26 protein-coding genes are annotated in these 14,486 nt (G+C 56.5%); 19 read left to right on the forward strand and 7 right to left on the reverse strand.

Going from position 1 to position 14,486, the window contains the following annotated elements; translation table 11 throughout:
* Positions 1 to 43: 43 nt before the first annotated feature.
* The 4 genes from FQ192_RS10555 to FQ192_RS10570 all read right to left on the reverse strand — a co-directional run bounded on the left by FQ192_RS10555 (position 44) and on the right by FQ192_RS10570 (position 1,553).
* Positions 44 to 475, reverse strand: coding sequence for a phage regulatory CII family protein (locus FQ192_RS10555; protein ID WP_149658560.1), 432 nt, complete (start codon positions 473 to 475; stop codon positions 44 to 46).
* Positions 476 to 649: 174 nt separating this feature from the next.
* Positions 650 to 901, reverse strand: a complete 252-nt coding sequence (locus FQ192_RS10560; protein WP_149658561.1) for a hypothetical protein — start codon at positions 899 to 901, stop codon at positions 650 to 652.
* 22 nt (positions 902 to 923) lie between these two features.
* Positions 924 to 1,277 carry a hypothetical protein gene (locus FQ192_RS10565; RefSeq protein ID WP_149658562.1) on the reverse strand — a complete coding sequence of 118 codons (354 nt, stop codon included), beginning with the start codon at positions 1,275 to 1,277 and terminating at the stop codon, positions 924 to 926.
* A gap of 36 nt (positions 1,278 to 1,313) precedes the next feature.
* On the reverse strand, positions 1,314 to 1,553 hold the full coding sequence (locus FQ192_RS10570) for a hypothetical protein (protein WP_129444656.1): 240 nt from the start codon (positions 1,551 to 1,553) through the stop codon (positions 1,314 to 1,316).
* Between the two features lie 83 nt (positions 1,554 to 1,636).
* Here FQ192_RS10570 and FQ192_RS10575 point away from each other — a divergent pair, with 83 nt between their 5' ends.
* The 5 genes from FQ192_RS10575 to FQ192_RS10595 all read left to right on the forward strand — a co-directional run bounded on the left by FQ192_RS10575 (position 1,637) and on the right by FQ192_RS10595 (position 5,025).
* On the forward strand, positions 1,637 to 2,500 hold the full coding sequence (locus FQ192_RS10575; protein WP_149658605.1) for a S24 family peptidase: 864 nt from the start codon (positions 1,637 to 1,639) through the stop codon (positions 2,498 to 2,500).
* A gap of 4 nt (positions 2,501 to 2,504) precedes the next feature.
* Positions 2,505 to 2,744, forward strand: coding sequence for a hypothetical protein (locus FQ192_RS10580; protein ID WP_149658563.1), 240 nt, complete (start codon positions 2,505 to 2,507; stop codon positions 2,742 to 2,744).
* A gap of 380 nt (positions 2,745 to 3,124) precedes the next feature.
* Positions 3,125 to 3,391 (forward strand): hypothetical protein, encoded by a 267-nt coding sequence (locus tag FQ192_RS10585; RefSeq protein ID WP_149658564.1) that lies wholly within the window; start codon positions 3,125 to 3,127, stop codon positions 3,389 to 3,391.
* A 51-nt stretch (positions 3,392 to 3,442) separates the two neighbouring features.
* The gene (locus FQ192_RS10590) at positions 3,443 to 4,186 is read left to right on the forward strand and encodes a HipA family kinase (protein ID WP_149658565.1); all 744 of its coding nucleotides are present in this window, start codon (positions 3,443 to 3,445) and stop codon (positions 4,184 to 4,186) included.
* On the forward strand, positions 4,183 to 5,025 hold the full coding sequence (locus FQ192_RS10595) for a DUF3037 domain-containing protein (protein ID WP_149658566.1): 843 nt from the start codon (positions 4,183 to 4,185) through the stop codon (positions 5,023 to 5,025). The genes FQ192_RS10590 and FQ192_RS10595 overlap by 4 nt, the downstream gene beginning before the upstream one ends.
* Before the next feature lie 992 nt (positions 5,026 to 6,017).
* Here the strand turns inward: FQ192_RS10595 and FQ192_RS10600 are convergent.
* On the reverse strand, positions 6,018 to 6,239 hold the full coding sequence (locus tag FQ192_RS10600; protein WP_149658567.1) for a hypothetical protein: 222 nt from the start codon (positions 6,237 to 6,239) through the stop codon (positions 6,018 to 6,020).
* Between the two features lie 142 nt (positions 6,240 to 6,381).
* On the opposite strand from FQ192_RS10600, the gene FQ192_RS34005 reads away from it, so the two are divergent.
* Complete coding sequence (locus tag FQ192_RS34005; RefSeq protein ID WP_178129078.1) at positions 6,382 to 6,957, forward strand: hypothetical protein; 576 nt, start codon at positions 6,382 to 6,384, stop codon at positions 6,955 to 6,957.
* Between the two features lie 50 nt (positions 6,958 to 7,007).
* Here the strand turns inward: FQ192_RS34005 and FQ192_RS10610 are convergent, their stop codons facing one another.
* On the reverse strand, positions 7,008 to 7,319 hold the full coding sequence (locus FQ192_RS10610) for a DUF1654 domain-containing protein (protein ID WP_149658568.1): 312 nt from the start codon (positions 7,317 to 7,319) through the stop codon (positions 7,008 to 7,010).
* Positions 7,320 to 7,835: 516 nt separating this feature from the next.
* Positions 7,836 to 8,108 carry a hypothetical protein gene (locus tag FQ192_RS10615; protein ID WP_149658569.1) on the reverse strand — a complete coding sequence of 91 codons (273 nt, stop codon included), beginning with the start codon at positions 8,106 to 8,108 and terminating at the stop codon, positions 7,836 to 7,838.
* On the opposite strand from FQ192_RS10615, the gene FQ192_RS10620 reads away from it, so the two are divergent.
* The 13 genes from FQ192_RS10620 (at position 8,095) to FQ192_RS10675 (ending at position 14,472) form a co-directional block, all read left to right on the forward strand.
* Complete coding sequence (locus tag FQ192_RS10620; RefSeq protein WP_149658570.1) at positions 8,095 to 8,295, forward strand: hypothetical protein; 201 nt, start codon at positions 8,095 to 8,097, stop codon at positions 8,293 to 8,295. The genes FQ192_RS10615 and FQ192_RS10620 overlap by 14 nt on opposite strands.
* Before the next feature lie 61 nt (positions 8,296 to 8,356).
* A complete protein-coding gene (locus FQ192_RS10625; protein ID WP_149658571.1) occupies positions 8,357 to 8,590 on the forward strand; it encodes a hypothetical protein in 234 nt (77 codons plus the stop codon).
* Between the two features lie 69 nt (positions 8,591 to 8,659).
* Positions 8,660 to 8,866 carry a hypothetical protein gene (locus FQ192_RS10630; protein ID WP_149658572.1) on the forward strand — a complete coding sequence of 69 codons (207 nt, stop codon included), beginning with the start codon at positions 8,660 to 8,662 and terminating at the stop codon, positions 8,864 to 8,866.
* Positions 8,867 to 8,927: 61 nt separating this feature from the next.
* A complete protein-coding gene (locus FQ192_RS10635; protein ID WP_149658573.1) occupies positions 8,928 to 9,182 on the forward strand; it encodes a hypothetical protein in 255 nt (84 codons plus the stop codon).
* Complete coding sequence (locus FQ192_RS10640) at positions 9,179 to 9,454, forward strand: hypothetical protein (RefSeq protein WP_149658574.1); 276 nt, start codon at positions 9,179 to 9,181, stop codon at positions 9,452 to 9,454. Before FQ192_RS10635 ends, FQ192_RS10640 begins: the two co-directional genes overlap by 4 nt.
* Positions 9,455 to 10,016: 562 nt before the next feature.
* Positions 10,017 to 10,208, forward strand: coding sequence for a hypothetical protein (locus FQ192_RS10645; protein WP_149658575.1), 192 nt, complete (start codon positions 10,017 to 10,019; stop codon positions 10,206 to 10,208).
* 25 nt (positions 10,209 to 10,233) lie between these two features.
* The gene (locus tag FQ192_RS10650; protein ID WP_149658576.1) at positions 10,234 to 10,482 is read left to right on the forward strand and encodes a hypothetical protein; all 249 of its coding nucleotides are present in this window, start codon (positions 10,234 to 10,236) and stop codon (positions 10,480 to 10,482) included.
* Positions 10,479 to 10,712 (forward strand): hypothetical protein, encoded by a 234-nt coding sequence (locus FQ192_RS10655; protein ID WP_149658577.1) that lies wholly within the window; start codon positions 10,479 to 10,481, stop codon positions 10,710 to 10,712. The genes FQ192_RS10650 and FQ192_RS10655 overlap by 4 nt, the downstream gene beginning before the upstream one ends.
* On the forward strand, positions 10,709 to 10,879 hold the full coding sequence (locus FQ192_RS34010; RefSeq protein WP_178129080.1) for a hypothetical protein: 171 nt from the start codon (positions 10,709 to 10,711) through the stop codon (positions 10,877 to 10,879). The genes FQ192_RS10655 and FQ192_RS34010 overlap by 4 nt, the downstream gene beginning before the upstream one ends.
* 274 nt (positions 10,880 to 11,153) lie before the next feature.
* On the forward strand, positions 11,154 to 12,314 hold the full coding sequence (locus tag FQ192_RS10660; protein WP_149658578.1) for a hypothetical protein: 1,161 nt from the start codon (positions 11,154 to 11,156) through the stop codon (positions 12,312 to 12,314).
* Between the two features lie 7 nt (positions 12,315 to 12,321).
* Entirely contained in the window at positions 12,322 to 13,266 is a 945-nt protein-coding gene (locus FQ192_RS10665; protein ID WP_149658579.1) for a recombinase RecT, read from the forward strand.
* Positions 13,253 to 13,882: a lambda exonuclease family protein gene (locus FQ192_RS10670; RefSeq protein WP_149658580.1), complete on the forward strand. Its 630-nt coding sequence runs from the start codon at positions 13,253 to 13,255 to the stop codon at positions 13,880 to 13,882. Before FQ192_RS10665 ends, FQ192_RS10670 begins: the two co-directional genes overlap by 14 nt.
* Complete coding sequence (locus FQ192_RS10675; RefSeq protein WP_149658581.1) at positions 13,879 to 14,472, forward strand: hypothetical protein; 594 nt, start codon at positions 13,879 to 13,881, stop codon at positions 14,470 to 14,472. The genes FQ192_RS10670 and FQ192_RS10675 overlap by 4 nt, the downstream gene beginning before the upstream one ends.
* Positions 14,473 to 14,486: the final 14 nt, after the last annotated feature.

The raw sequence follows: 14,486 nt of genomic DNA on the forward strand, positions 1-14,486 counted from the left end.
GGCGGTTTTTTTTCGCCTGCGATTTGTGCAAATTCGATGTTCATCAGGCTGCCTTCAGCGATTCACGAAGAACGTGCAGCGCGTCGATGGCTTCCTGAATGGCTTTGTCGCCCTGGGCTTTTTCGTGCTGGCTGATGTGGTTGTCAGAAGCGGCGTCGAAGATCAGGCGACCCACGTCGCCGCACTCGGCAGTCAGATGACACAGCGCGGCCATGAGCGGTTTCGGCTCTGGGCGCTTGCGCAGCATCACGTCACATTCGAACTGGTTGGCAAGTGCGCCCAGCACACTCAGGCGCCCTTCCAGCGGCAAGTGAGTCAGAACCATCCCCAGCATCTGGATATTCATCTTGTGATTCGCCCGGTTTGGGTTCGCACAATCCAGCAGAGTGGTTTCGTTCACCCCCATCCGCTTAGCCAGCGCAGTGCCGCCGTCAGCCTTAACTTCCCGATGCAGCGTTCTCTCAAATTCTTCCATTGCGAAATCCTCTCTTCTTCTCGCGTGGCACCGAGCCACTACATCCGCGATCATTCGTTCATCAACTGATCAAGGAAGATTCCATGACCTACTTTTCTTCTTGGACCCTAATGAGGTGCCAGCCCCGCCTGCCGCAATCGTTGCTGCGCTGGCCCCTAATAAGGGGCCGGGGTGTTACCTCACAGGAAAAATTGAAACCACGTTTCCTGTCCGAGCTTCTTGCGCGTAGTGATCAGCGAGGCGTCTTCGCGGGGTTGTTTTATCCGTTGCGAGGCGAGCAGCGCTGCGCCGTTCAACCGCCTGTTCTGTCATCTGCAAAATCCGGTCAGCGAGTTGATCCATGCCGATACCAACCTCATCAGCCCAGCGCTCAAGCTCGTCCTTCTCGTCCTGCGTGTACTGCCCTACTTCAGGTGTTGCGGACATTGGTGCCTCCTCCATGGCCTGATCAGGCGCTGAGCTTCTTGTCGTTGATCTGTGGATTGGCGTCCTGCTCTCGCTTGGCTTGCAGGGCTGACCGGATGAGTTCGCGCACCAGCGCACCAGGTTGAATCTTCAGCTCGCGGGCCAGTTCGCCCAGCGCTGGAAAGCCGTCCAGTTCGGACGACTCGCCGTCATCTACCAATGGGAAGTACCCGTAATCCTCCTTGAACCGCAGGGCGGCCAAGGTGAGGTCGCGAACCAAGGCGCCCGGCTGAAGCTCGCGAGCCAATGCTTCCACTTGGAGAGCGGCATAAGCGTCGTCATTGAGGCGCGACTTCAACTGGTGAGTGTTGCGATGCGTCTTGTTTTTGTAGGCCATGGGTTCACTTCCGCTTTCGGTCTTGTTACGGGAGGTTCAGGCAGCGGCTTTCTTTGGGTGGGCTTCTGCGAGCAACCAAGACGGCTCGAATGGCTTTCCATTGGCGGCGGCCAGAGCGGCAATCCGTTCGGCATAGCGCGTCTCGCCGGTGTACTCGGTGCGTGGCAGGCAGTCAGCGGTAAGCCACTTGTAAACAGCCCGAGGGGATTTTCCGCAGGCCAGTGCAACCACTGGAACGCCGCCTGCGTCATCTATCGATTTCTTGAGCGGCCGCATAAGGCCTCCGAGTCAATTATGAACTTGCAGTACATATTATGTCGGAACTGAAAGTACATGCAAGCGCATGCGATATTGAACCTATGGTTCAGATAGAAGATATTCGCGCTGCATTTGTCGCCCGGCTGAAAAAAGCCTTATCAGCCCACGGCATAGATCAGTGGGGCGCAGGCGCACGCCTGGCTGAAATTGCCAAGGTCACCCCTAAAGCCTCCAGCAAGTGGCTAAACGGTGAGTCGTTGCCTGGGCCGGCCAAGATGAGCGCTATTGCTGGCGCGCTCGGAGTGAAAATCGAATGGCTGCAACATGGCGCCGGTGATGATCCAGGCTTTTTAAAGCTTGGGGATTCCGAGAATATCGGTAGCGAACACTCGTCAAGCTCAGCGGCAGATATCGTCCGGGGTATGATCGCAAAGCAAGGGAAAGGATTGTCTGAGGATGCTCGCAGGCGATTACTTGCAGCCGCTGAAGCCGACGATAGCGGCGCCATTGAAATCGACTACTACCGCCCTGGCGCAGTCGGTGACGAAGTTTGGATTGCGCATTACGACGTCCGCGCCGCGATGGGCGGCGGGCAGATCCCTCACGATTACCCTGAGATGTTTCAGGACGTGCGCGTCAGCCCCCAGCATTTGCGCGAGATGGGCGTTGAATTCAAGGAGCACTTTCACCTGAAGATGGTGACGGGCTGGGGACAGTCGATGGCGCCCACAATCAAGCACCGCGACCCGCTCTTGGTCGACGTGAGTGTTCGCGAGTTCTCAGGGGATGGAATCTACATGTTCTCTTGGGAAGGTCATCTCTACATCAAGCGCCTCCAGTGGATTGGCGACGACCAGATCAAGATGCTTTCCGATAACGAAAGGCATCCGCCGCAGACGATCAGGGCTGACGAGACCTTCATCCAGGCGCGAGTGCTGCTGGTTTGGAATGCTCATCTGGTATGACTTCATGACTCTCGCCAAACCCAACCAAGACCTCAAGCGCGACCTGCAAGGCACCGCCTCTGACCTCAAGTGGTCGGCGGTGGAGCTTATGCGCATTGCCGAACGATTGAGCCTGGCCGGCAACGAGGCTGATGCCCAGGCAGTGATCAGAATCTGCATAGTGATGCAGGCTGGAGAAGATCGGCTGGCGGGGTATGCGGAAGAGGTGAAGGCAGGAGTCATCAGCCGAACCAAAGCGCTGTAGCGAGCATGGTAGTTGCACCGATTTAGAAGGAGCTAAGAAATGCCGAGAGTCTATGGCAAGGTCGTTAAAAAGATCGAACGTCCATCCCTAAAGGCAGGTGACTGGATCACTGTTGAGGCTCAACGCTGCCTGGTGGTTCAGGCGCGGGAAACTGGTGGCCTGCAAGTGCTACTGAACTCGACCAATCCCGAGACTCGAGGAGTTGCTTGGAGCGTCAGTGAATGGGTATTTATTGGGGACAGACGCCCCAACGTCCTGGCTGACCCTCGGCTCGCGCCATTCGTTGAGATACTGAGGAAAGGTTGATTTTCAACGGCTTGGACGGGCAGCACGGCTGATGATCACAAGCGTGCACCACGACCTCAAGGATTGGAAAGTAGATGGCAGATCTAATCACAGGGCTCGATGGCCCCAGAACAGCCCAGCAGGAGCTGTTCTACGACCTTGAGGATGCCGCTGCAATCATCAACTGGTCAGTGATCGAGTTATCAGATATGGCTAGCCGGGCGACAGATGCTGGCCAGGCCGCTTTCCTTAAAAAAATGTGCTTGATGCTCGCCGCTGAGCAGGAAAAGCTGCGCAGCTACGCAGAGGAGGCGAAGGCTGGCAGGATTGTACGGGGGGAAGGACGAGGCGCCCACCAATAAGAAAGGTTTAAAAAAATACCAATTTGCATTTAGCTCAGGGATATTGAGGCAATGCCGGACCTAGTAACCGCCGTGGAAATTGTTCGCCAAAGCCACCAAGGGATATCAATAAAACCTTTCATCATTCGTGCAGACGATGGTGAAACATACTTTGTCAAAGGGCTTTCTAAGTCAGGTGGTCCGGCCTTGATATCGGAGGTACTGGGTGCGGAACTGGGAAAAATTCTAGGCCTGCCGATTCCTCCTTGGAAAAAAATGGTAGTGCCTCAAGACCTGATCGATTTCAGTGTGATTCCAAACGTCTCTGACTTGGAGGGCGGACTGGCCTTTGCGTCTCAGGCGGTCGAAAACGCCGTTGACTTCAACATTTCCAATTTAAAATCGACCCCTAGAGATCTGATGAGGAAGGTTCTTCTTTTTGATTGGTGGGTTCAAAACGGAGATCGAATCCTTGGTGCAATGGGAGGAAACGTTAACCTCATATTGGATAGTCGCGGAGATCTAGCCGTTATTGATCACAATCTGGCCTTTCATAACTGTTTCAATCCAAGCGAATTTCTTGAAGAGCATGTGTTTCGTGAGTGCCGTAAAGATTTTAGGGATTACCTCGTTCGTCAGGAATACACTGATATCTTAAGCAAGGCACTGTCGAATTGGGATAGGATCACAGCCATTTTGACCGAAGATTGGCTCTATAGGGATTCAGACCACATCGACCTGACAGAGCCAACGCTAGCAAGCCGGCTAGAAATTCTGCAGATGTTCAAGGAAGAGCGATTCTGGGGGGCCCTATGAGAATCATATGTAATTACTCAATTTTGAGGTTTCTCCCTTACCCAGAGACGGGTGAGTTTGTGAATATTGGCATTGTGCTTTTCGCCAACAATGGTGACTTTCGCTTCGCCGTTGAGGCAAAGCGTCAGCGGGTAACAACATTTTTTCCAAGCCTTGATGCAAAGATTTTTATCAGGGCTCGCAAGGAGATGAATGCAGAGCTAGCCAGGGTAAGCGGCTTTTTCACAAGCCGTCGAGACGAGCGACAAACCCTGTCGGCGACGTTCAGTCATTTGATCCATCCACGTGAAACGATGATGCGCTTTAGCGATCCTGGATCGATAGTCGCAGCCAGTTCTGACCAAGCGCTGAAAGTACTCTTCGATCACTACGTTAATCACAGCTTTGCTACCAAGGAATACCAGGAGGCAGCCCTTGAAAAGCAATTGGGCAGGCTTTTGGCTGATGTTAATCTAAAGCAGCACTACGTGGATCGAAAACTGGGCACATCTGATTATCCTGTGAAATTCCCATTTGTGCTGATCCAGGGCGGCAGGGCTGCACAAGCAATAAAGCCATTGCACCTTGGTCATGATGAGCCTGCGAAAATTTATGAGCATGGAGATGCTTGGATCTCGCGTGTTCGGCGCCTGAGCACTGCGGGCCAGCTACCACCCGACACACTGTTCGTGGCAGGCCCACCTATTGCTGGAAAGCAAAAGCTCTTTAAGGCATACAAGGAAGTTTCAATGGAGCTGAGCACCTTTCCAGAGGTTCGTGTAATCAGTGCAGACGAAGATCGTGCCAGCATGGTAAGCCTTATTAAGGAAGGCATCCCGGCATCTGCTGAGATAGCGTAAAAGGAGCCGGCCCAGCGCCGGGCTTTTCGTATCTGCCTGACGCCACGTCATTGCTTTCATAACGCAGAACTGGGCACAATCTTCGTGCTGATGGATCAGCATCCCGTTTACAGAGAGCCCGCCCCGTGCGGGCTTTTTGTTGCCTACCTTGACCCTCGCAACTCTATCGCTTAATTCGGTGCGACCATTTGATGGACCCATTTAAGCGCGCCCCAAGTGGTTTTTTTCATCTGCTCAAAATCTCAACTCTTGATAGCCTCCACTATCACTGTGAATTCTCACCGAGGCGCCAACCTTCGTAAGTATTCGCGAGGCAAGCTTCACCAGCTCTTCCTGGGACGCCGCTTCAAGCGTCGGTATATGTGAGCGATCTCTGAATAGCCCCCACCCTTTAGCTGTCCTTTTAATTCGGTAACTACGCATCCTTTCGCTCCCGGGAATCGATAGGCCAGCATAGCAAGAAAACACTTTTCTATTTTCCCCTACCCTGCTCCGCCCATGCATTCTGCCGTGCTGGCAAGTGATGCTCCTGCCTGCTGGACAAGCTTGCGCCACTCGTCGCTGGTGATGAGGTCCGCCCGCTCCATGGCGTCAGCCCGCCTCAACAACCCGAAATACTTTTCCTCTGCGTCTATTTGGAATTCAGCCAGGACGAATAGCTCGCGCCAGGCTGTCATGGCCATTCTTCGCTGTGCCTCTTTCATTGGAACCCCTATTGTTGGTCTATAGGGGTAGAGGTCAGGTTAGACGGACCGTTCAGTGCGATGGCACATCGCTCGACCAATGGTGGCAATTCGCCAAATCCCGATTGATCGACTAGTCTTATGGCGAATTAGAAAATCCCGCAAGCTCCAGGCTCCAGATATCGCCAAGCAAGGTTTTTTCGTGTCGGCCTTTGATCAAGTATTGGTAATGCTCTACTCTTCCAAATGATTCTCATGACTTTTTACAGCCCGCTCCCCTTGGCGGGCTTTTTTTCGCCTGCACTCCCATCAAGCCCCGCCTTCAAGCCCTTCAATTGATCGCACATGGAAAGCTGTCGCTTCCTCCACCAGGCCTTTCCATTCAGCTTCGTTAATCAACCCAATGCTCTTGTAACGGTCAGCCATCTTTAGCAGTTCGTCGTACAGTTCCTCGGCGTCCATGTGTGGCTCGGGGTTCGACATCAGCGTGTGCCATTCGGCCAGCGCTTCTTCCTTTCCGTTCTCGTTCATAGCGACTCACCAAGTTGTGTGTGTGTGCGTCAGTAGAAAGCGCGCAGGACTCCGGTGTTCAGATCAAACGACATACGGGAGGACCAATGGTGGCCGTGCGCCATGGATGGTAGAGTTCGGGCTAAATGATGGGAGGGATCCAATGAAAGGACTTGGCAAAGTTGTACTGTTTATAGGGGTTTGCTGGGCGATATACGCGCTCAACATGGATGTTTCGGTTTCGACGGATTCAGGCGGCAGAGTAAATAACCTGGGGCTTATGGCTGACCGCCAGGTTCACACCATTGCCGGCGGAATGATCGCGCTGGCAGGCCTGCTTATGATTCTCATTGGAGGCAGAGCGTCACCCGCTAAGCCTCAAGTGGAATCCGGCACGCGCCCCTGCCCTTTGTGCGCTGAGACCATCAAGAATGCAGCGGTCAAGTGCAAGCATTGTGGAGCTGATGTAGAACTAGTTGCTGCCCCGCGCCTTAAAAATGGATGGGTCGCCTCAACGGCTTGCCGAGATGAGATTGAGCAGCAGCGCACAATAGAGGCCATTGCAGCCACCGGACTTCCAGTTGTTTCAATGACAGGACTGGCCGTAGGTGCGGGGCCATTCGAGACGAAGGAAGAAGCCAAGAAAGCTCTAGCAGCGATGCGGGACGGTCCCAAGCTATTCAGCGAGATCATCTACAGGGATTCAGTGAGCGGTAAGTATCCACCGATTGCAGACTAGATAGACAGCGATATCAAGAGCCCGCCACTGAGCGGGCTTTTTTACGCCCGTCAGAATGGCGCCGGCTCCTCTACCGGCTCGTATACCTCAACCGGCCGATCTTCTTCGGCGCTCGCCTCCCACTTCAGCGTTACAGAATCATCGTCGTTGAAGATCATCTCTATGCCGTCCGTCTCCGACAGCAAGCCCATCACCTCCTCCCACTCTCGGTCCCCGTCCGTGTCTAGGCGATGAATAGTCACCCAGCGCTGAATCTGTGCGACAGGGTGATTGATCATCGACGATACGCGCAAACCAAGTCGCTCAATCCCGCTGATTTCCTGCCGTTCAGCCGACTTTTCTTGTTTCTTCGCCTTCGCCATCTCGCCCCCTAATATCTGTATATGCATCCAGTATGTGGCGACTATATCGAAGCGATACCCGGCGGTAAATCACTAAAACCTTCGTGTGGAAATTAAGCCATTTGGGCACTGGCAAGAAAAATATGTACTTTTGGTACTTTACAACTGTGAACCGTTGGTACATATTCAACCCATCGCAACCGGCACCCAATCAGGGGCCAGCTGCGAAGGGTCGAGAGATCCGCCGCTCTTTAACAGCTCAGGATCCTCGCCATCGACTACCCCGGGTTTCAGCCGGTAAGTGCGAGCAATAAATAGTCGATGCCACGCCAGCTCTGGAACTGGTCGTGCTCACCAGGTGTGAGTGCGCGAAACCACGCAAGCCGGTCGGCGAAGAACACCGTCCACGAAATGTGTGACTCCGGCCAGAGATATGAATCGGGCGATGCGCGTGGTGGAGAAGAAACAACAAATTCAAGAATTAGCGGGCCCGATAGCTTCGGCTGGGACCGCCGGACCTCATGCACCCTGCCCCACTCAATCAGGGCACTTAGAGCTGTAGCGTGCATGTTGTAAGGACCTGTGATCCACGGCGAACAGATGCTGTTTGACGCTGTGAGTAGGAAGCTCGAAGCCCACACCGAAGACGCCGGCCAGCCCTGCAATCAGCAGCGGGCAACTGGCCAACACCGATGACGCAATACCCCGGCCTGTCGCCAGTAGCGAGGCCGGGTTCCACAGATTTACTGATGCCGCTTCTATGAGGCGGCATCGGAAATCAACGGAGGAACACAGCATGACCACGATCATCAAGGACACCTTCACCAGCGGTGCACAGGTGAGCTTGGAAATGGATAAGGACGAAGGTGAGCTGTTCGTCTTCCACTGCCCGGCCGGCCAAGGCTGCAACGTCAGCAAATGGCCGCTGGACAGCTACCACATACCAATTGCGATGGCGCACTACGAACAATGTTGCGAACTGGAAAAAGCGGCCTGACGGCCTATTCACTGATGCACCTGGTGACGGGTGCATCGGGAAAATCACCGGAGATAGAGAAATGCCAGCACCTAAACGCCCTACCGCCGCACAACTGCAACGTCAGGTCGACAACTGGAACGCCAAGCACCCAGTCGGCACCGTGGTCAGCTTCGAAGAAATCGTCGGGCGCGGCGAAACGCTTCGGACGGCAACCCGGGATGAGGCCTCGGTCTTCGGCGGACACACCGCAGTGATCTTACTGGAAGGCAAAAGCGGCTTCGTCGATCTGGGTCACTGCAAAGCAGTTGCATGACGGACCTCATCACTGAGCAGCCTTCTTGCGAGGGCTGCTTGGGATGACAACCAAACGGAGCAAGGCGTGATGAATTCAGCAAAAGAAGTTGCCACCAAGCTCGCTTTTCAAACTCGCATGATCAATGCGATTGAGCGCAATGAAATGTTTTCGCTGCGCGACTGGACGCTGTTCGAGCTGCACGACCTTGAGTTTTCGGCCGAGCTGCAAAACGCCCCTATCGCACACGCCGCAATCCTCGAAGAACTTGATCGCCGCGATCTGGCGGCAGCATGACGGACCTTTTCCTGGTGCATCTGGTGACGGGTGCAGCGGGAAATCAACCGAGGACACCGAAATGCCGAAGTACATGCTCGACTACATCCGGCTTTGCCGGGAATGCAGCCTGGATCTGCGCACGATCGGCAACATGCTGAACATCGTGATTCCCACCCTGCAGCGTGAGGCTGCAAAGCTTCGCAACGCTGTAACTGAACTGGCGGGTGCCTTCCCTGAGCTTGAGCGGGACGTCGAGTTACTGGAGGCGGCCATTCGTGCCGGTATCCAGCGCTGCACCCCGCGGCCACACCAGCAAGAGCTGTTCGCAGCATGACGGACCTTTTCACTGATGCCCATCCAGAGTGGTGGGCATCGGGAAAACAACCGGAGGGACGCAATGTGTTCAGCATGATTGTCGGAAAAACCTACAACACCAAGAACGGATCAGTCGTAACCATCGAGCATGACAAGGGCGATTATCAGTATCCATTCTTCGGAACGATCATTGGCGCCGACGGAAAAACTGACCGCCTAGCCTATTACGCCATCAACGGAAGCTACGACTTGCACTCAGACTCTGGCTACAGCATCGCATCCGAGGCTTGAAAACCAGCGCCAAAGCCAGCCTGGCTATAACTGCCCGATCCTCTCTATGAGGGTGCATCGGAAATCCCCAGCGCAGCAGCGGCAGCCATCACGAAGTAGGCCGGGGCGCGTAAGTCGGGTGGGGATTTCCGATGCGGACGAAACTGCGGCCTATAACCGCCCACCTGCAAGCAACAAACCATCGAGAACGGTAGCCACTGCCTTCCCAGTGAGCGAACAACAAGAGATACGGCCATGAAGTAGATCAACGATTCACCCGCGTGGCGTAGCAAGCCTGAAGGCTTCGCCCAACACCCTAACAGGCAGCGGAAAGCAGGGCCGACGATGTCACCGCGCATCAGCCAGGGAGCTGGCAGGCCCAACCCAAACGAAGATGAACACCGCAGGCGAGTCCGAGGGCATAGCTGGCCAGACTCGATACATCCCGGGCAGTGCCGGGCGCCTGCATCCCCTTCCCCAGTCGACACCACCCGCATGCACTCCCCTCCGCGCCCAACGGCAACCAGCGGAATGGATGAGTGCAGCCGAGTTTTGTTGGATCAACCAAACACTGGAGGTCGCCATGAGCGACAACACCAATCCAAGGCCGCGCCGGGTTACCGCCAAGATCACCCGCCTTGTAACTGAGTGGGCGATCGTGACTCTCGATCGGAACGGCAATCTTGATGAGTTCGTCGAAACCGTCGAAGAGATTGAGCACGTCGATGTGATGGAGCTTCACAGCATCCGTTCCGTATTCAGCGTCCACTCGTAACTACCTCGCCACTCTGGAGGCGACCATGGCTACCAGCTATGCAGACAGTGCCCAGGCCCGAGAGTGGGACAGGCGCTACGACGCTTGGGGGCGAGAGAAGAGGCCGCAGGCGGACGAGTTCCACGACTACGAGGCCGAAGCGCTGAAGCGAACCCAGGCACTGGCAGATCAAGCGGCTCAAGAGCTGCTTGAGCGAAAGGCCAGCGCCAAACGTGTCGCCGTCGCCACTGATGCGATCGGTGAATTCTGGGGTTTAAAGGAGAAGACGCCGTGAACCTACAGCAGCGCGATCACCAAACAGCAATCGGCTGGATCGAGGGCGAGATCGACAACATGATCCGCGACCTCGGGAAGCCCAACGCCAGCTCGGCGGCAACTTCGGTCATCACCTTGGCCTACCTGCTGCGCGCCATCGACGACAACGAGCACCGCCACTACCGGGCGCGGGTCGACCAGATCTACGCCTCCTACAACGAATCGATCAAGCAAGGAGCTGCAGCATGACGACCCCACCGGTTAAATCCCTGATCGACGAGCAACTTGCCGAAATCGAGCGGAGTCTGGTTCTCCTCGGCGCCGGACTTCCTCGCGATCTGCCAGTCTCTGCGCTGCCGCCACAGCTTGCCGCAGCGATCAAAGGCGGCCGTATCGCCGTGAGGGTTCGGCCATGAAGCCAGTCTTCTGGCTGCTCGCCGCTGGTCTGCTCGTAGTGATGCTGGCCTACAACGTCAAGCGCGAAGCTTCTGGTGTATGCCAAGTGCCGCACTCGACGACCTACCGAGTGCTCCGGTGACCAGTCGCCAGCGCACCCGGCGCCTACTCATCTGGCGCGGCTCCTTCTCTGCCCTCTCCGTCTGCACCTTTCTAATGTTGCTCAGCGCCCTCGCTGATCGAATCACCTCCTAATCCAATCCACACACCGCCAGCATGGCGGAAGGAATCCCCATGTCCGCAAATCAACTTGCAATCACCATCGATGACATCAGCGAAGCCAATGCCCCGGCGATCTACGTGAAAGACGGCCTGAAGCCTTTCCTGCAAGCGGTGAAGGATGAAGTCAGCTCGCAAGTGCCAGACCTCACCACCGCCAAAGGCCGCGACCGTATTGCCTCGTTGGCTGCCAAGGTGAGCAAATCCAAGAAAGCTGTCGAGTTGCCCGGCCGTGACTATCTGCGCCGCCTTAAGGAAATGCCAAAGGTGGTCGAAGTCGAGCTGAAGGAGTTCGTCGATGCCATGGATGCGCTGCGGGACGAGACACGCAAGCCTCTGACTGACTGGGAAGCGGCTGATGCTGCCAAGAAGCGTGAGATCGAAGCATGGGTGGGCGAACTACGCCTTGACCCGCTGACCATCAGCACTGCCGACTCCGAATACCTGAAAATCAGCATCGGCGCCTTTGAAGGCATCGTGATTGACGGCGAGTGGCTTGGCGATCACGAGGCCGAGGCGCTGCGCTTGAAGGCGGACACCTTAGAAGCGCTGCGTGCCGCCCTGGTGAAGCGCGAACAATACGAGGCTGAGCAGGCCGAACTGGTCCGGTTGCGCGCCGAAGCTGAAGCACAGACCCAGCGCGACCGCGATGCGGAAATTGCCCGAGTCGCCGCCGAACAAGCACGGCTCCAGGCCGAGCAACAGGCCCAGGCCGAACGTGATGCCGCAGCGCGCCGCGAGCAGGAACTGCTGGACCAGGCCGCCGCCACTCAGCGCGCCGCAGCACAGGCAGCACTGGATGCCGAGGCCGCCGCCGAACGCCAGCGCCTGCAACTGGAACTACAGGCCGAGCAAGCCCGCACAGCAGCAGCACAGGCCGAGGCCAACCGCATAGCCGCCGAGCAGCGCGCCGAGCAAGAAAGGCTAGCGGCCATCCGCCGACAAGAGGAAGCCGTCGAGCAGGCGCGACTGGCTGAGGTTGTCCGGGCGAACGCAGCGGCAGACGAAATCCTGCGTCAGCAAAAGGAGCGTCAGGCTGACGTAGCGCACAAGTCGAAAATCCTGGGCGAAGCCAAGCAGGCCCTGATCGACATGAACATCAGCGAAGAGTTGGCCAAGGCCATCGTCCTGAAGATCGCCCGCGGCGAAGTGCCGAACGTCACCATTCAATTCTGAGGTCTCTATGAGCCAAGCCGTCGCAACAATCACTCAGGACATCTACGGTGCGCGCAATCAGTTCGCCAACGTCCTGACCGACCGCTCGCTTAATTTCGAGCGCGAGGCTGAATTCGCCATTCAGGTGATCACCTCCAGCGAGTACGCCACCAAGATCGCCGTACAGAACCGGCAATCGGTGGTCAACGCCATCACCAACATCGCGGCCATCGGCATCAGCCTGAACCCGGCGAAGAAGCAGGCCTACCTGGTGCCGAGAGACGGGAAGATTTGTCTCGACATCAGCTATATCGGCCTGATGGACCTGGCTATGGCCACTGGCGCGATTCGCTGGGCTCAGGCCGAACTGGTTTACACGGCCGATTCATTCGCCCTGAACGGCTTCGATAAGCCGCCGACTCACTCGTACAACCCATTCGCAAAGGATCGGGGCGAAGCGGTCGGCGTGTATGTGGTGGTCAAGACATCGGATGGCGACTACCTCACCGAGACGATGAGCATCGACGACGTGAACGCCATCCGCGACCGCTCCAGTGCTTGGAAGGCATGGATCAGCAAGAAGTCATCCTGCCCATGGGTTACCGATCCCGGCGAGATGGCAAAGAAGACTGTTGTGAAGCGCGGGTACAAGTACTGGCCTAAGACGGAGCGCCTGGAGCAGGCCATTCACCACCTGAACACAGATGGCGGCGAAGGCCTTGCATCAATCCAAGGATCCGCCCCAACCGATCCAGAGATGGTGAACGATTGGATTGACCTTGCGATGCGCGCCGGAAGTCTGGAAGCACTCGCCGAGGTTTACCACAACGCTACGGCCGCTATGAAACAAGCCAAAGATGCTGCCGGCCACGCCCGCTTCAAGGCGGAGGTGACCAAGCGCAGCGAAACCCTGAAAGCAGCAGTCGAGCCAATCGAAGGCGAAGCTGAGGAGGTGTTAGATGGAGCAGCGTAGTTCTGAATGGTTTGCGGCCAGACTGGGCAACGTCACGGCCAGCAGGGTCAAGGATGTGATGACCAGCGGGCGCGGCGGCGCGCCCTCTGCCACACGAAAAAACTACATGATGGAGTTGCTGTGCGAGCGCCTTACCGGCCAGCAAGGCGGCAGCGACCTTTCGCGTAATGCGGCGGTGCAGCGCGGCGTCGATCTTGAGCCGTTCGCTTGCATGGCGTACGAAGCTGATAAGGGCGTGATAGTGGCCGAAACCGGCCTGGTCATGCATCCGAAGATTCCAGGCTTTGGGGCGTCACCAGACGGGTTTTCTGGTGATGATGGAGTACTTGAGATCAAGTGCCCGAACACCGCCACTCACATCGCCACAATGCAATCAGGCAAGCATGACCCTCAGTACGAGTGGCAGATGCTAGCCCAGATGGCTTGCACCGGCCGCAAGTGGGCTGACTTTGTGAGCTACGACGATAGGCTGCCTGAAGAGCTTCAGTACGTGTGCTTCCGGTACGAGTTCGACTTCAAGCGAGCCCGCGAGATGGAAGCCGAAATCACGGTATTTCTGGAAGAGCTGGCCGACCTTGAGAGGGAAATGCGGGAGAGGATGAGGAGTGCAGCATGATCAGCAACCACCTCAGCATGGTCGAGGCCATGCGGCCGGCCTCCGATGAACTGGCGGCCAAGGTCGCCCAATATCTGGCGGCCGGCGGCCACATCGAAGAAGCGGCGCCCATCGGCTACAAGCCGAAGCCGATAATTTACAGCAACCAGATGCCGCCGGCGCCGAAGCCGTTTATTCGGCGCCGGGTAGAGGCTGCGCCCCTGCCCTTGGATCGAGACGATATCCGCGAGCAGGCGCGACTCAAGCTGCTCGAGAAAATGCGCCAGCTCAGCAAAACGCATACTCAGACACAAGCCGCTGAAGCCCTGAGCATGAGTCGACAAAACCTCTCCAAGATAGCGAGCGCGAACGGCATCGACTTCAAGAATACAGGTCGCGGCGGAGCGCGCGGGGCCGCTTACAAAGCTGGATTAGAAGCCAGAGACGCCAAGATCGCCGAGAGAATCCGGGCGTTTCTTGAGCTCGGTGTAACGCGCCGCCAATGCTGCGGCAGACTGGCAATTGGCAACAAAGCTTTCGAGCGGATAATCACTGCACACGGCATCGATTATCCCAAGGCGCGGCGCGGCACCACCTCATGCGCCGCATAGCTCGCATCCAGCAA

The organism is Pseudomonas sp. ANT_J12 (genome assembly GCF_008370045.1).
Lineage (GTDB): Bacteria > Pseudomonadota > Gammaproteobacteria > Pseudomonadales > Pseudomonadaceae > Aquipseudomonas.

Bases quoted from the DNA above. Each gene is read 5' to 3' on its own strand.
- FQ192_RS10670 (WP_149658580.1), top strand. From the start codon at position 13,253: ATGGAGCAGCGTAGTTCTGAATGGTTTGCGGCCAGACTGGGCAACGTC.
- FQ192_RS10620 (WP_149658570.1), top strand. From the start codon at position 8,095: ATGACCACGATCATCAAGGACACCTTCACCAGCGGTGCACAGGTGAGC.
- FQ192_RS10585 (WP_149658564.1), top strand. From the start codon at position 3,125: ATGGCAGATCTAATCACAGGGCTCGATGGCCCCAGAACAGCCCAGCAG.
- FQ192_RS10650 (WP_149658576.1), top strand. From the start codon at position 10,234: ATGGCTACCAGCTATGCAGACAGTGCCCAGGCCCGAGAGTGGGACAGG.
- FQ192_RS10555 (WP_149658560.1), bottom strand. From the start codon at position 475: ATGGAAGAATTTGAGAGAACGCTGCATCGGGAAGTTAAGGCTGACGGC.
- FQ192_RS10645 (WP_149658575.1), top strand. From the start codon at position 10,017: ATGAGCGACAACACCAATCCAAGGCCGCGCCGGGTTACCGCCAAGATC.
- FQ192_RS10665 (WP_149658579.1), top strand. From the start codon at position 12,322: ATGAGCCAAGCCGTCGCAACAATCACTCAGGACATCTACGGTGCGCGC.
- FQ192_RS10625 (WP_149658571.1), top strand. From the start codon at position 8,357: ATGCCAGCACCTAAACGCCCTACCGCCGCACAACTGCAACGTCAGGTC.
- FQ192_RS10570 (WP_129444656.1), bottom strand. From the start codon at position 1,553: ATGCGGCCGCTCAAGAAATCGATAGATGACGCAGGCGGCGTTCCAGTG.
- FQ192_RS10575 (WP_149658605.1), top strand. From the start codon at position 1,637: ATGGTTCAGATAGAAGATATTCGCGCTGCATTTGTCGCCCGGCTGAAA.
- FQ192_RS10590 (WP_149658565.1), top strand. From the start codon at position 3,443: ATGCCGGACCTAGTAACCGCCGTGGAAATTGTTCGCCAAAGCCACCAA.
- FQ192_RS10615 (WP_149658569.1), bottom strand. From the start codon at position 8,108: ATGATCGTGGTCATGCTGTGTTCCTCCGTTGATTTCCGATGCCGCCTC.
- FQ192_RS34005 (WP_178129078.1), top strand. From the start codon at position 6,382: ATGAAAGGACTTGGCAAAGTTGTACTGTTTATAGGGGTTTGCTGGGCG.
- FQ192_RS10640 (WP_149658574.1), top strand. From the start codon at position 9,179: ATGACGGACCTTTTCACTGATGCCCATCCAGAGTGGTGGGCATCGGGA.
- FQ192_RS10610 (WP_149658568.1), bottom strand. From the start codon at position 7,319: ATGGCGAAGGCGAAGAAACAAGAAAAGTCGGCTGAACGGCAGGAAATC.
- FQ192_RS10660 (WP_149658578.1), top strand. From the start codon at position 11,154: ATGTCCGCAAATCAACTTGCAATCACCATCGATGACATCAGCGAAGCC.
- FQ192_RS10630 (WP_149658572.1), top strand. From the start codon at position 8,660: ATGAATTCAGCAAAAGAAGTTGCCACCAAGCTCGCTTTTCAAACTCGC.
- FQ192_RS10600 (WP_149658567.1), bottom strand. From the start codon at position 6,239: ATGAACGAGAACGGAAAGGAAGAAGCGCTGGCCGAATGGCACACGCTG.
- FQ192_RS10560 (WP_149658561.1), bottom strand. From the start codon at position 901: ATGTCCGCAACACCTGAAGTAGGGCAGTACACGCAGGACGAGAAGGAC.
- FQ192_RS10580 (WP_149658563.1), top strand. From the start codon at position 2,505: ATGACTCTCGCCAAACCCAACCAAGACCTCAAGCGCGACCTGCAAGGC.
- FQ192_RS34010 (WP_178129080.1), top strand. From the start codon at position 10,709: ATGACGACCCCACCGGTTAAATCCCTGATCGACGAGCAACTTGCCGAA.
- FQ192_RS10635 (WP_149658573.1), top strand. From the start codon at position 8,928: ATGCCGAAGTACATGCTCGACTACATCCGGCTTTGCCGGGAATGCAGC.
- FQ192_RS10565 (WP_149658562.1), bottom strand. From the start codon at position 1,277: ATGGCCTACAAAAACAAGACGCATCGCAACACTCACCAGTTGAAGTCG.
- FQ192_RS10675 (WP_149658581.1), top strand. From the start codon at position 13,879: ATGATCAGCAACCACCTCAGCATGGTCGAGGCCATGCGGCCGGCCTCC.
- FQ192_RS10595 (WP_149658566.1), top strand. From the start codon at position 4,183: ATGAGAATCATATGTAATTACTCAATTTTGAGGTTTCTCCCTTACCCA.